The sequence below is a fragment of the Mesorhizobium sp. B3-1-8 genome, from assembly GCF_006439495.1.
Taxonomy (GTDB): domain Bacteria; phylum Pseudomonadota; class Alphaproteobacteria; order Rhizobiales; family Rhizobiaceae; genus Mesorhizobium.
On record NZ_VFTK01000036.1, the window covers coordinates 1 to 13,847 of the forward strand.

Below are 13,847 nucleotides of genomic sequence, written 5' to 3' on the forward strand. Positions count from 1 at the left end.
CTCCTGGCGGGTGTAGATCTCGCCCTTGAAGTCGAGCACGCCGATCATCTCGCGGCCGGTCGACTTGTTGAACTCCTCGACTTCCGGCATCGGCTCGGTCAAAAGGTACATATGCTCCATGGCCAGCACGGGCAGCTCGACGCCGACCATGCGGCCGATCTCGCGCGCCCAAAGGCCGCCGCAGTTGACGACATGCTCGGCATGGACCGTGCCCTGCTCGGTGACGACGTTCCAGGTGCCGTCCGGCTGCTGAGTGAGGTCGACGACGCGGTTGCGCAGCACGATCTCGGCACCGAGCTTTTTTGCCGCCTTGGAATAGGCGATGGTGGTGCCCGAAGGGTCGAGATGACCTTCGACCGGATCCCACATGGCGCCGACGAAGTTCGTCTCGTCCATCAGCGGGAACATCGCCTTGGCTTCCGAGGGCGTGATCAGCTCGGTATCCATGCCGAGATAGCGGCCCTTGGCGTGAGCCAGCCGCAGAAAGTCCATGCGCTCGGGCGTATCGGCCATCATGACGCCGCCGGTCAGATGCAGCGAGCAGGACTGGCCGGAGAGTTCCTCGATCTCTTTATAGAGCTGGACCGTATAGGCCTGCAGCTTGGCGACGTTCGGGTCGCCGTTCAGCGTGTGGAAGCCGCCCGCCGCATGCCAGGACGAGCCGGAGGTCAGCTCCGAGCGCTCGATCAGCATGATGTCGGTCCAGCCGGCCTTGGCGAGGTGATAGAGCACCGAGCAGCCGACGACGCCGCCGCCGATGACAACCGCTTTTACGTGGGATTTCATGAAGATAGGTCCGTTTCGTGCAATGTGGAGTCAGAAATGAAAATGGGCGGGCGGGCAGTTGCCCAACCGACCGATGATCAGAAATCCGTCGGCGCGCCGCCTTCGGCGCGGCGCTTCTCGACGAAGTCGTTGAGTTCCTCGCGGATGGCCGGATCCATATAGGGCTCCTCGTAGGAGGCAAGGCGCTCCTTCCAGACCTTGTTGGTCCGCTCCATCGCCGTCGGCGAGCCGGCCTCGGTCCAGGTCTCGAAGTTGCGCCAGTCGGACACGATCGGCGAATAGAAGGCGGTCTTGTAACGCGCCTGCGTGTGCGGGGTGCCGAAGAAATGGCCGCCGGGACCGACCGACTGGATGGCGTCGAAGCCGAGCGCGTCCTCGGAGAGGTCGAGCGGGGTGAGGAACTCGGCCGCCATCTGCAAAAGATCTATGTCGAGGATGGTCTTTTCGTAGGAGCAGCGCAGGCCGCCTTCAAGCCAGCCGGCGCCGTGCATCATCAGGTTGCCGCCGCCCTGGATGGCGCCCCACAGCGAGAACACGCTTTCATAGGCGGCCTGCGCGTCGACCGTGTTGGCGGCGCAGGTGTTGGAGGTGCGGTAGGGGATGTTGTAGCGGCGGGCAAGCTGGCCGCCGACAAGCTGCGCCTTCATATATTCGGGCGTGCCGAAGGCCGGCGCGCCGGACTTCATGTCGACATTGGAGGTGAAGCCGCCATAGCCGACCGGCGCGCCCTTCTTCACCATCTGCGCGAAGGCGATGCCGGAGAGGGCCTCGGCGTTCTGCTGCACCAGCGCGCCGGCGACGGTGACGGGCGCCATGGCGCCCGACAGCGTGAACGGCGTGACGATCACGACCTGGCCCATGCTCGACATCTGGATGATGCCTTCCATCATCGGCACGTCGAGCTTGAGCGGCGAATTGGTGTTGATGATGGTGAAGACCGAAGGCTCCTGCATCAGCTGCTCGCGGCTGATGCCGCGCGCGATGCGGGTGATCTCGATGCCGTCGACGTTGCGCTCCTTGCCGAGCGAATAGATGTGGAAGACCTTGTCGGTCAGCGTGGCGAGGTCGCGGATGCATTCCAGATGCCGGACCGACGGATGGATGTCGATCGGTTCGACCGGATAGCCCCCGGTGCAGTGCAGGATGTTGTGCATCTGCGCGAGCCGCAGGAAGTTGCGGTAGTCGGCCTGGTTGCCGGGCCTGCGGCCGCGGTCGAGGTCGGAGCAGTTCGGCGCCGACGCCATCATCGACAGGATGACGTTGTTGCCGCCGAAACGCAGATTGTGCGCCGGGTTGCGGGCATGCAGCGTGAATTCCGACGGACAGTGCGAGACAAGCTCGAGGATCATGTCGCTGTCGAAGCGCACGCGCTCTGAGCCTTCGCGCACGTCCGCGCCATGCGCCTTCATGATGCGGCGGGCTTCGTCGTGCAGGACGTCGACGCCGATCTCCTTCAGCACGCGCAGCGAGGCAAGGTGGATCGATTCCAATTCGTCGTCGGACACGAGCCTGGTCGGCGACAGCGGGTTCTTCAGCTGCCGGAAGGCGGGCTGCTCGAAGGCGGCCGAGCCGCCGGCGCGCTTTCCCGCGCGGCCGCCACGGCGGGCGCGATCTGTTGCCAATGCCGGTTCGGCGGGATGGAGGGCGGCAGTCATGAGAAGCCTCGTGAGGATGCGAAATTGGCGGCATAATGAACTGGCGGCAATGTCGCCGGTGAGGAGGCGGCGACCACTAGGGCGAGGGAAGCGACATGACCGAAGGGGAGCGGACTGGATCGCCGAATTGCTTCCGCTGAGGCATCAGGTGGGCTCTCGCCACTGATAATGATGCCGTGATTGTTCAATTGCGAGCCACAATGACCGCTTCCGCCCAGACCGCCGAAGATCGACCGCAATGGGCGGCTCTTGCCGGGGTCACGGCCGCGCTCGCCATGTTCGGCGCGGCGCAAGGGTTGAGCTCGCCGCTGTTCACCCTGCTGATGCAGAGCCAAGGCTTTTCGCCCGGCCTGATCGGCCTGTCGGCGGCGATGATGCCGGTCGGGCTGATCCTGTCGGCCTCCTTCGTGCCGGCCGCCGTGCGGCTGTTCGGCGCGCGGACCCTGGCGGTTGGCTGTTCGCTGGTCGGCGCGCTTTGCTTCCTGGCTATCTTCTATCTGCAGAACTGGGTCGCTTGGTACGTCATCCGCTTCATCATCGGCCTCGTCATCAACCCGCTCTATGTGCTTGGCGAGGTCTGGGCGCTGTCGCTGGCGCCGCCTTCGCGCCGCGGCCGGGTCATGGGCGTGTTCAACACGCTGATGGGCGCCGGCTACGCCGCCGGTCCGTTTGCGCTGACGCTGCTCGGCACCGAAGGCTGGGCTCCGTTCAGCGTCGGCATTGTCGGCTTCCTGCTTTGCGCGATCATCCTTCGCCTCGTCTCCTCAAAGCTCACCGGTTTCGAGGACGATGGCCAGCCCGCCGGTAGTTTTGTCGGTTTCGCGCGGCTCGCGCCGGCGCTGCTTTTGGCCGTGCTGGTCTCCGCCGCCGTTCAGCAGAGCACTTATGCGTTGGTGCCTGTCTTCGGCGCGGGTTACGGCCTGCCCGAAGCGATGCTTGCCGCCCTGGTGATGATGCTTTCGCTGGGCAACATCATCCTGCAGATCCCGCTTGGCCTGCTCGCCGAACGCTTCGGCGGGCGGCCGATGATCCTCGCCTGCGCGGTGGCGACGACGGGCTGCGCGATCCTGTTGCCGCTCTTGATCGCCACGCCGCTGATCTGGGGCGTGCTGTTGGTGATGGGCGCGGTCGGCTACGGCGTCTACACGATGGCGCTGGTCGAGCTCGGCAGCCGCTTCAAGGGCTCGCTGCTGGTCACCGGCAATGCCGCCTTCGCGTTGCTGTGGGGCGTCGGCGGTATTGTCGGCCCGCCCGGCGCCGGGGCCCTGATGCAGGCGATCGGCCCGCTCGGGCTGCCTGCCGTCATCGTTGGGCTCGATGTGCTGCTGGTGTCGTTCGCCTTGTACCGTACCTTGCAGCGCCAGCGCTCCTGACAGGGACCGGCTGGAACATGCGCTTTCGCCGCCAGTTGGCTCTTACGGCAGCCGGCCATACCGGCTAAGCCTCCAGGCGATTGGAGCAAGACCGATGGCTCTGGCTGGTTCGGAGAGCGGCGAGACGGTGCAGTGGGCCGCGATCACCGGCGTGATCGCGACCGTATCTGTCTTCGCCATCGCGCAAGGACTTTCCTATCCGCTGCTCAGCTTCATCCTGCAGCGTCAGGGCGTTTCGCCGGCGATGATCGGGCTGTCGGCGGCAATGACGCCGGTCGGCTTCATCCTGTCCTCGCCGCTGATTCCGGGACTGGCGCGCCGGTTCGGGGCAGGGCGCACGGCGCTCACTTGCGCCGCGCTCTCGGCGCTGGTGCTGGCGCTGATCGGCTGGACGCAAAGTGTCTATCTGTGGTTTCCGCTGCGCCTCCTGATCGGCATGGTGACCAACCCGCTCTATGTCTTGAGCGAAATCTGGGTGATTGCGCTTGCGCCGCCGGCCCGGCGAGGCCGCGTCATGGGCATCTATTCGACAATCATCTCGGCGGGCTTCGCGGCCGGACCGCTCTGCCTGCTCGCCGTCGGCACCGAAGGCTGGCCGCCTTTCCTGGTCGGCATTCTAGCCTTCCTCTTCTGCGGCGGTTGCCTGGTCGCGGTGGTGAAGCGGCTGCCGAAGGTCGACGAGGCCGATAACAAGGTGTCGGTGCTGGGCTTCATACCCTTGGCCTGGCTGCTTCTGTCGGCGGTCGTCGTCGCGGCCGGTTTCGAGCAGGCTATACTGGCGCTGCTGCCGGTCTATGGGACGCATCACGGCATTCCCGAGGCGCGCATGTCGGCGCTGCTTTCGGTGATGATCGCCGGCAACATCGCCATGCAGGTGCCGCTCGGCCTGCTCGCCGAAAAACTGACGGCGCGCCTGGTGCGGTTCGGCTGCGTGGCGGTAACCATCCTTGGATGCGCGCTTTTGCCGGCGCTGATCGAGACGCCGCTGATCTGGGGCTGCGTCTTTATCTGGGGCGCCGTTTCCTACGGCATCTACACGATGTCGATCATCGAGCTCGGCGAACGCTTCACCGGCTCGGCGCTGGTCGCCGGCAATGCCGCCTTCTCGCTGACGTGGGGTTTTGGCGGCATCATCGTGCCGCCGCTGACCGGTGGCGTTATGGATGTCATCGGCGCCGCCGGCCTGCCGGTCACGCTTGGCGCAATCTGCGCGGCGCTGGCGGCGGCGACGATCGCGCGCCGGCGGGTTTTGTAATCGGTCCCGACATGGCTCTTGAATATCAAGGCAGCGAACGCGATGTAGGCGAGGCCGCCAGATGGAGACCTGCATGACCAGCACGATGACCAGAACCCAGCCCGGATTGACCGCCAACGATCCCTACCTCTGGCTTGAGGATCGCAACGGCAAGGAAGCGCTGGACTGGGTTCATCGCCAGAACGCGCTGACGGTCGCCGAACTGCAGGGCGATCCTTCCTATCAGGCGACATTCGAAACCGCGCTCGACCTGATGACCGCCGAGGACAATATGCCGGTCGGGGCGGCGCTTGCCGGCTACGTCTATAATTTCTGGCAGGACAAGACCAACGCGCTTGGACTGTGGCGGCGCACGCCCGTCGCTTCCTACAAGACCGACAAGCCGGATTGGGAGACGATCATCGATTTCGACCAGCTCTCTGCGAAGGAAGGCGTGAAATGGGTGTTTGGCGGGGCGAGCCGGCTCTATCCCGATTTCAACCGCTGCCTGCTCTACATGTCGCCCGATGGCGGCGACGCTAGCGAGATGCGCGAGTTCGACATCGCGACGAGGTCCTTTGTCGAAGGGGGGTTTTCCGCGCGCGCTTCCAAGTCGGGCTTTTCCTGGCTGGACAAGGATACCGTCATCGTCTCTGCCGCTTTCGAGGAAGACGACAGGACGCAGTCCGGCTATCCGCGCGTGATCAAGCTGTGGCGGCGCGGCACCAAGCTCGAGGACGCGACGCCGATCTTCGAAGGCGAAAAGCAACATCTGGCGGTCGGTGGCGGCGTGGAGCATGACGGCGACAAGCGGCATGTCCTGCTCGGCAAGACGCTCGACTTCTTCACCTCCCACAGTTTCCTGCGGCTGGCTTCGGGCGAGAACCGGCGCATCCCGCTGCCCGACGACGCCACCGACACGGCGATCTTCAAGGGCCAGCTTATCTTCGGCGTGCGCAGCCCCTGGACGGCGCCGGACGGCACGCACTGCCTGCCCGATGGGCTCTATTCGGTCGATTTCGATCGCTGGATTGAAACGGGTGCGTTCGAACGGATCGAGACGCTCCTCGAACCGGAGCACCGCGTTTCCATTGCGGGCCTCGCCAGGACGCAGGACCGGCTGTTCATCAACCTGATGGACAATGTGCGCGGCAAGGTCATCGCCTGCGACCGCGCCGCAGATGGCTGGTCGCTGAAACGGATTGCGCTGCCCGACAACGGCAATGTCGGCATCAGCCATGTCGAGCATTTCGGCTCCAGCGTGTCCTTCTCCTTCACCGATTTCCTGACGCCGAGCTCGATCATCTGGTCGGACGACAATGGCGAGACACTTGAAACGGTGAAGTCGCAGCCGGCCCGCTTCGACGCCTCGCCTTATGTTTCGGAGCAGTTCGAGGCGCGCTCGAAGGACGGCACGATGATCCCGTATTTCGTGGTGCGGCGCCGCGACCAGAAAGGACCGGTGCCGGCGCTGCTCTACGGCTATGGCGGTTTCGAGGTGCCGTTGCTGCCGGGCTATGCCGGCATCCGCGGCAAGCTCTGGCTGGACAAGGGCAACGCCTATGTCCAGGCCAACATCCGCGGCGGCGGCGAGTTCGGTCCGGCCTGGCACCAGGCCGCGCTCAAGGGCAAGCGCCAGAACGCCTTCGACGATTTCGCTGCCGTTGCCGAGGATGTGGTCAAGCGCGGCATCACCACGGCGGCGCAGCTCGGCATCCACGGCGGCTCCAACGGCGGCCTGCTCACCGGCACGTCGCTGACGCAGCGGCCGGAACTGTTCGGCGCCGTCATCATCGACGTGCCGTTGCTCGACATGCTGCGCTACACCGAACTGCCGCCCGGCGCCTCCTGGATCGCCGAATATGGCGACCCGTCGAAGCCGGAGGAGGCGGCCTGGCTCGGCGCCTATTCGCCCTACCAGCACGTCGCGGCCGATGCTGCCTATCCGCCGGTCCTGTTGATGACCTCGACCGCCGACGACCGCGTGCACCCCGGACATGCGCGCAAGATGGCGGCGCGGCTGCGGGAGGCAGGTCACGGCAAGACGCTGTTCTTCGAGGAAACCGAAGGCGGCCATGGCGGGCGCGGCGACCGCCGGCCGCAAGCGGCGCAGACGGCGATGCGCTATATGTTCCTCAAGCGGTCGCTCGGTAAGACCGCCTGACTGGAACCGCTTGAATTTTGCGCCTGAGGCGGCATAAGCTGCCGTCATGATCCGCTTCAGCACATCAGGCGCCTTCGGGGTCGCGGTGACGCCGTCACCGCGGACGCTGCGCGCCGAGCTTTTGCGGCTGTGCGCCCGCATCGGCTATTCGCCGCCTGCCTTCCTCTGACGAATCCGCCCCGGCCGCTGCCGGATTGATTCAAGAGGAAAGATCAAACCCATGACCTATCAGAATTATTCGCTGAAGCAGCTTCAGCAGATCGACGCCGCGCATCACCTCCATCCCTTCACCGACCACAAGGAACTGCGTGAAACCGGCTCGCGCATCATCACCCATGCCAACGGCCCGTTCATCTACGATGCCGACGGCACCGAAATCCTCGATGGCATGGCGGGCCTGTGGTGCGTCAATGTCGGCTATGGCCGCAACGAGCTGGCCGAAGCGGCTTACACGCAGATGAAGGAGCTGCCTTACTACAACTCCTTCTTCAAATGCTCGACGCCGACGCCGGTGCTGTTGTCGAAGAAGCTGGCGGAACTCGCGCCCAAGCATGTCAGCCAGGTCTTTTATGGCTCGTCCGGCTCGGAGGCCAACGATACGGCGCTCAGGCTCGTCCGCCACTATTGGGCGCTCGAAGGCAAGCCCGAGAAGAACCGCGTCATCTCGCGCAAGTCGGCCTATCACGGCTCGACGATCGCCGGCACATCGCTCGGCGGCATGGAGCCGATGCACAAGCAGCTCGGCGGCGCGGTGCCCAACATCGTCCATGTGATGACGCCCTATGCCTATGAACTCGCGCTGCCCGGCGAAAGCGACCATGATTTCGGCATCCGCGCGGCGAAGGCGGTCGAGGATGCAATCCTCGAAGCCGGCGCCGACAAGGTCGCCGCCTTCATCGGCGAACCGGTGATGGGCGCGGGCGGGGTGAAGATCCCGCCGATGAGCTACTGGCCGGAAGTCGAGCGCATCTGCCGCAAATACGATGTGCTGTTGATGCTGGACGAGGTCATCACCGGCTATGGCCGCACCGGCGAATGGTTCGCGGCGCAGACGTTCGGGATCGAGCCCGACACCATCACCACCGCCAAGGCGCTGACCTCGGGCTACCAGCCGCTGTCGGCGCTGCTGGTCGGCGACCGTGTGGCCAGGACGCTGGTCGAGAAAGGCGGCGAGTTCTATCACGGCTACACCTATTCCGGTCACCCGGTGGCTTGCGCGGTGGCGCTCAAGAACCTCGAGATCATCGAGAAGGAAGGGCTGGTCGAGCGGGTCAAGAACGACACCGGCCCCTATTTCGCGCAGGCGCTGCAGGAGCGGATCGCCGGGCACAGGCTGGTTGGTGAGGTGCGTTCGATCGGCCTGATGGGTGCGATCGAGATCGTCAAGGACAAGGCGACCAAGGAACGCTATCTGCCCTCGGGAAGCGCCGCGGTCGCGGTGCGCGACCACGCGATCGCGAACGGCATGATGTTGCGGGCCACCGGCGACACGATGATCCTGTCGCCGCCGCTGATCTGGACGCGCGACACGATCGACATGGCTTGCGAACGCATCGCCAAGGCGCTCGATCTCGCGGACGCGGATTTGCGGAAGCGGTAATTGGACTTCGGGCGCTCTTCGAAGAGGGGCGCCCGTTCGATCTCGATGTTCCGGAAACGCAAAAACCGCGTCCCTTCGGGAACGCGGCTCTGCCAGATACGCATGGCATTTCGCTACAGGAATACTTGCGAAACTTACTGGCTCCGGTACGCGAGACCTGATCCGGAGCGCCGGGCAGACGCGATGTCCGCCTCGCAGTCCGTTTTAAAGGCACATCGTTACCGGTGAGTTAGCGAGACCTTAAGCAAATCTAAATTTGCCGGCTTCTGATCGGCGGATATCGAAAATAACCTTAGAAAATCAGTATCTTACGACGGATTTCCGCGCAGGAAATTAATAATTCCGGAAAAATCGGCGCCGGCATGACCTTGGGCGTTGAACAAGGCATAGAGCTGCGTGGCTTCGGCGCCGAGCGGGGTCACGGCGCCCGCGCCCTGCGCGGCTTCCTGCGACAATTTCAGGTCCTTTAGCATCAGGGCCGCGGCAAAGCCGGGCTTGTAGTCGCGGTTGGCCGGCGAGGCCGGAACAGGGCCGGGGACCGGGCAATAGGTGGTCAGCGACCAGCATTGGCCCGACGAGGTGGAGGCGACATCATACAGCGCCTGGTGCGACAGGCCGAGCTTTTCGGCGAGCACAAAGGCTTCGGCGACGCCTATCATCGAGATGCCGAGAATCATGTTGTTGCAGATCTTGGCCGCCTGTCCGGCGCCGTCGCCGCCGCAGTGAACGACACGCCCGGCCATCGGCTTCAGGATCGGCTCGGCGGCGGCGAAGGCCTGATCTGAGCCACCAGCCATGAAGGTGAGCGTGCCGGCGGTGGCGCCGCCCGTGCCGCCGGAGACCGGGGCATCGATCGACTGCAAGCCATGCTTCGCGGCAATCGCATGCGCCTTGCGCGCCGATTCGACATCGATCGTGGAGGAATCTATGAACAGCGCGCCTTTCTTTGCCTTGGGCGCGATGTCCTCATAAACCGACAGCACATGCTTGCCGGCCGGCAGCATGGTGATGACGACATCGGCGTCCTTCACCGCGGCGACGGCATTGGCCATGACTGTAATGCCGTGCTCTTTCGCAACCGTGAGGTTTTCAGGCACAAGGTCGAAGCCCAGCACCGCGTGCCCCGCCTTAACGAGATTGGCGGCCATCGGATTGCCCATGTTGCCCAAGCCGATGAAGGCGATCGTTGCCATAGTAGTGCTCCCGTGATTTCAGTAGGCAGTAGGCAGTAGGCAGTCTATTCAGGTGCGAGTTTGATAATAAGCTGGCGAAGCATTTTTTCCGATGGCTTCTGTGGCTGACAGCATATGATGAACCTCATCACGAGTGGTCAGGCCGACGCGTTCAGCGATCTGGAGATGCGTTTCAAGCTCCTTTAGAGAGCCTTGGGCTATCCTGAGAAACTGCTGGTAAGAGCCGGTGTTATCTCGGCCGTAACCTTCCGCAATGTTTGCAGGGATAGATGTGGCTGAGCGGCGAATTTGGCTGGTCAGCCCATACAATTCCTCTTTTGGCCATGCCTTGGTCAAGGAGTAGGTAGCCACAGCCAAATCAATGGCCTGCTGCCAGACGATCAAATCCTTGTACGAGTTTATCTTGCCGATCATCTTTCCCTACTGCCTACTGCCTACTGCCTACTGCCTACCAATCAGCGCCCGCGCAATGATGACGCGCATGATCTCGTTGGTGCCTTCAAGGATCTGGTGAACGCGGAGATCCCGCACCAGCTTCTCGATGCCGTAATCGTGCAGATAGCCATAGCCGCCATGCAACTGCAGCGCCTGGTTGGCGATGTCGAAGCCGATATCGGTGACGAAGCGTTTGGCCATCGCCGACCATTTGCCGGCATCCGGCGCCTTGCGGTCGAGCTTGGAAGCGGCGGCATAGAGGAAGATGCGGGCGGCCTGCAGCTCCGTCTCCATGTCGGCCAACCTGAACTGCAGTGCCTGGAACTGGTTGATCTTGGAGCCGAAGGCCTTGCGCTCGGCCGTATAGGCCAGCGCCTTGTCGAGCGCCGACTGCGCGCCGCCCAGCGAACAGGCGGCGATGTTGAGCCGGCCGCCATCGAGCCCCGCCATGGCAATGCCGAAGCCGGCGCCTTCTGCGGCAAGCAGGTTTTCGGCCGGCACCTTGCAGTCCTCGAAGACGACCTGGCGGGTCGACTGCATGTGCCAGCCCATCTTGTGCTCGTTGGCGCCGAAGGAGAGGCCCGGCGCGTCCTTCGGCACGACGAAGGTCGAGATGCCTTTCGGACCGTCGGCACCGGTGCGCGCCATCACGACATAAAGGTCGCTGTCGCCGGCGCCGGAGATGAACTGCTTGGCGCCGTTCAAGACATAGTCGCCGCCGCTCTTCACCGCGCGCGTCTTAAGCGCCGCTGCGTCCGAGCCCGAGCCGGGCTCGGTCAGGCAATAGCTCGCCAGCCATTCCATCGAGGTCAGTTTCGGCAGGAAGCGCTGGCGCTGCTCGTCGCTGCCGAAGCGGTCGATCATCGAGGCCGCCATGTTGTGGATGGAAATGAAGGAGGAGAAGGCCGGGTCGGCGTGGGCCAGAGCCTCGAAGATCAGCACCGCATCGAGCCGCCCAAGCGCCGAGCCGCCGACATCGTCGCGCACATAGATGCCGCCGAGGCCGAGCGGCCCGGTCTCACGGATCACATCGGCGGGGAAGTGCTTTGTCTTGTCCCAGTCGAGCGCATTGGGCGCAACGCGGTCCGCGGCGAAGGCCTGGGCCATCTCCTGGATGGCGCGCTGTTCCTCAGTGAGTTCGAATTGGCCAGTGCCCGCATCGACTGCCGCGTCCATGGCGTGCTCCCTGTCGTTTCAGGCCTTCTGGCCTGTCGTTTTTGGCTTTGCGCGCCGTTCAATCTAGACCAATGATGCCGCCGCGCAACCCGGCCTCCTGCGGACCGGTTGTGCATGGATTGACCAACGGAGCCCTGCGTGCCGACAATTTTCGATGAGTTGCTGGAGCGGTTCCACGCCTATCTCGCCGGCGCCGACAATAATCTGGTCGCGGACGAAGTCGCGCGCATCGGCTGGGACATGCCTGTCCGTTCGCTCGAACCGCGGGCGCTTGGCTGCCTTGGCTATCTCGATCGCATCGCCGAGCTTGCGCCGGCCGACGCCAAGCCGCTGGCGCGGTTCGTTGCCGACCATCGGGATGAGTTACGCTGGGGGCAGACCTATACCGCCGCCGATTTCGGGCAGGGCTTTGTCGACAATTACGGCTGGCTGGAAGTGTTCGGCACGCGCGGGCATTTCGTCAATGACGCGGTTGCGGCCGGACTGCTGATCCTCGGGCCGGACATCGTCTATCCCGACCATCACCACATCGCCGAGGAAATCTACGTCCCGCTGACCGGCGGCACGGAATGGCGGATGGGCGAGGGGGACTTTCAATTTCGCGACGCCGGCGAGGTCATTCACCACGCCTCCAACGTCAGCCATGCCATGCGCACGGGCAAGGAGCCGCTGATGGCTCTCTATCTCTGGCGCGGCGGGCCGCTGGCGCAGAAGTCGACGATCGGCTCGGGAGGCAGAGGCTGATGGCCAAGGCGATCATGCTGCAGGGCACCGGCTCGGATGTCGGCAAGACGGTGCTGGTCGCGGGGCTTTGCCGCGCCGCGAAGAATCGCGGGCTGAGGGTCAGGCCGTTCAAGCCGCAGAACATGTCGAACAACGCCGCCGTCGCCGACATTCCCGGCGGCGACAAGGCCGGCGAGGGCGAGATCGGCCGCGGGCAATGGCTGCAGGCGCTGGCCTGCGGCGTCCGGCCGACTGTCCATATGAACCCGGTGCTGCTCAAGCCGCAGAGCGACATCGGCTCGCAAGTGGTGGTTCAGGGCAAGGTCTATGGCGAGGCGCGGGCGCGCGACTACCAGGCGATGAAAGCCGGACTGATGGATGCGGTGCTCGATTCCTGGGCCAAGGTGGGCGCCGGCGCCGACCTGGTGATCGTCGAGGGCGCGGGCTCGCCAGCCGAGATCAACCTCCGCAGCCGCGACATTGCCAATATGGGTTTTGCGACGCGCGCCCATGTGCCGGTGATCCTGGTCGGCGACATCGACCGCGGCGGCGTCATCGCTTCGGTGGCCGGCACGCATCTCATCCTGCCGGAGGAAGACCGGCGCATGATCGCCGGCTATCTCATCAACAAGTTTCGCGGCGATGTGTCGTTGTTCGACGACGGGATCAAGGCGATAGAAACCTTCACCGGCTGGCGCTGCTTCGGCATCGTGCCCTGGCTGAAGGCGGCCGGCAGGCTGCCTTCGGAGGATTCGGTCGGGCTCGAGCGCCTCGCTTCCGGCGAGAAACGGGCGCTGAAGGTGGTGGTGCCGATGCTGGCGCGCATCGCCAATTTCGACGATCTCGACCCGCTGAAAGCCGAGCCGCAAGTCGAGGTCGTGTTCGTGCCGCCGGGCAAGAAGCTGCCGGAAGATGCCGGGCTGGTTGTCGTCCCCGGCTCGAAGTCGACGATCGGAGACCTGCTCAAATTCCGCGAGAACGGCTGGGACCGGGATCTTCTCGCTCACCGCAAGCGCGGCGGCCATGTGGTCGGCATCTGCGGCGGCTACCAGATGCTCGGCCGCATGGTGCGCGATCCCGACGGCATCGAAGGCAGCGTCACCGAAGCCGAAGGCCTCGGACTGCTCGATATCGAAACGGTGATGGAGCCTGAAAAGACCGTGCGCAATTCAAGCGCGCATTCGGTGCAGTTCGGCCTGCCGCTCGAAGGCTACGAGATCCATCTCGGCCGCACCACCGGCCCGGACACGGCGCGGCCGTCGACGATCCTCAACGGTGTCGAGGACGGCGCGGTTACCGCCGACGGTAAGGTGATCGGCACCTATCTGCACGGGCTTTTTTCCGCCGACGCCTTTCGCGCCGCCTACCTGGAGAGCCTTGGCGTCAGGGGAGGCGGCATTGACTATCGCGCGGACGTCGAGAGGGCGCTGGACGAGGTCGCGGACGAGCTGGAGCGGCATCTCGACTGCGATGCTATTTTTAGACTGGCGCGATAGGTCAGTTCCACC

11 protein-coding genes and 1 pseudogene are annotated in these 13,847 nt (G+C 64.4%); 7 read left to right on the forward strand and 5 right to left on the reverse strand.

The genetic code is table 11. The features are described from left to right. Both FJ424_RS26635 and FJ424_RS26640 read right to left on the reverse strand, forming a co-directional pair. Nucleotides 1–786: FAD-binding oxidoreductase (locus FJ424_RS26635; RefSeq protein WP_140786383.1), on the reverse strand; the 786-nt coding region annotated here is incomplete at its 3' end. A gap of 77 nt (nt 787–863) precedes the next feature. Continuing rightward, nucleotides 864–2,441 carry a trimethylamine methyltransferase family protein gene (locus tag FJ424_RS26640; protein ID WP_140653498.1) on the reverse strand — a complete coding sequence of 526 codons (1,578 nt, stop codon included), beginning with the start codon at nt 2,439–2,441 and terminating at the stop codon, nt 864–866. A gap of 200 nt (nt 2,442–2,641) precedes the next feature. On the opposite strand from FJ424_RS26640, the gene FJ424_RS26645 reads away from it, so the two are divergent. The 5 genes from FJ424_RS26645 to FJ424_RS26665 all read left to right on the forward strand — a co-directional run bounded on the left by FJ424_RS26645 (nt 2,642) and on the right by FJ424_RS26665 (nt 8,812). Beyond that, nucleotides 2,642–3,814: an MFS transporter gene (locus tag FJ424_RS26645; RefSeq protein ID WP_140653496.1), complete on the forward strand. Its 1,173-nt coding sequence runs from the start codon at nt 2,642–2,644 to the stop codon at nt 3,812–3,814. Nucleotides 3,815–3,908: 94 nt separating this feature from the next. Continuing rightward, nucleotides 3,909–5,069 (forward strand): MFS transporter, encoded by a 1,161-nt coding sequence (locus FJ424_RS26650; protein WP_140653494.1) that lies wholly within the window; start codon nt 3,909–3,911, stop codon nt 5,067–5,069. A 73-nt stretch (nt 5,070–5,142) separates the two neighbouring features. After that, nucleotides 5,143–7,212 (forward strand): prolyl oligopeptidase family protein, encoded by a 2,070-nt coding sequence (locus FJ424_RS26655; protein WP_140653492.1) that lies wholly within the window; start codon nt 5,143–5,145, stop codon nt 7,210–7,212. Between the two features lie 46 nt (nt 7,213–7,258). After that, entirely contained in the window at nt 7,259–7,381 is a 123-nt protein-coding gene (locus FJ424_RS26660; RefSeq protein ID WP_041003987.1) for a hypothetical protein, read from the forward strand. Nucleotides 7,382–7,432: 51 nt separating this feature from the next. Then, nucleotides 7,433–8,812, forward strand: a complete 1,380-nt coding sequence (locus tag FJ424_RS26665) for an aspartate aminotransferase family protein (RefSeq protein ID WP_140653490.1) — start codon at nt 7,433–7,435, stop codon at nt 8,810–8,812. Between the two features lie 308 nt (nt 8,813–9,120). On the opposite strand, the gene mmsB is transcribed toward FJ424_RS26665, so the two are convergent. The 3 genes and pseudogenes from mmsB to FJ424_RS26680 all read right to left on the reverse strand — a co-directional run bounded on the left by mmsB (nt 9,121) and on the right by FJ424_RS26680 (nt 11,616). Next, nucleotides 9,121–10,005, reverse strand: coding sequence for a 3-hydroxyisobutyrate dehydrogenase (gene mmsB, locus FJ424_RS26670; RefSeq protein WP_140653488.1), 885 nt, complete (start codon nt 10,003–10,005; stop codon nt 9,121–9,123). Nucleotides 10,006–10,049: 44 nt separating this feature from the next. Beyond that, a pseudogene (locus FJ424_RS26675) lies at nt 10,050–10,419 on the reverse strand (four helix bundle protein). 27 nt (nt 10,420–10,446) lie between these two features. Further along, the gene (locus tag FJ424_RS26680; protein WP_140653486.1) at nt 10,447–11,616 is read right to left on the reverse strand and encodes an isobutyryl-CoA dehydrogenase; all 1,170 of its coding nucleotides are present in this window, start codon (nt 11,614–11,616) and stop codon (nt 10,447–10,449) included. A gap of 138 nt (nt 11,617–11,754) precedes the next feature. Here FJ424_RS26680 and FJ424_RS26685 point away from each other — a divergent pair, with 138 nt between their 5' ends. Both FJ424_RS26685 and FJ424_RS26690 read left to right on the forward strand, forming a co-directional pair. Then, a complete protein-coding gene (locus FJ424_RS26685) occupies nt 11,755–12,360 on the forward strand; it encodes a dimethylsulfonioproprionate lyase family protein (protein ID WP_140653484.1) in 606 nt (201 codons plus the stop codon). Then, complete coding sequence (locus tag FJ424_RS26690; RefSeq protein WP_140653482.1) at nt 12,360–13,835, forward strand: cobyric acid synthase; 1,476 nt, start codon at nt 12,360–12,362, stop codon at nt 13,833–13,835. Before FJ424_RS26685 ends, FJ424_RS26690 begins: the two co-directional genes overlap by 1 nt. The last annotated feature ends 12 nt before the right edge of the window (nt 13,836–13,847 follow it).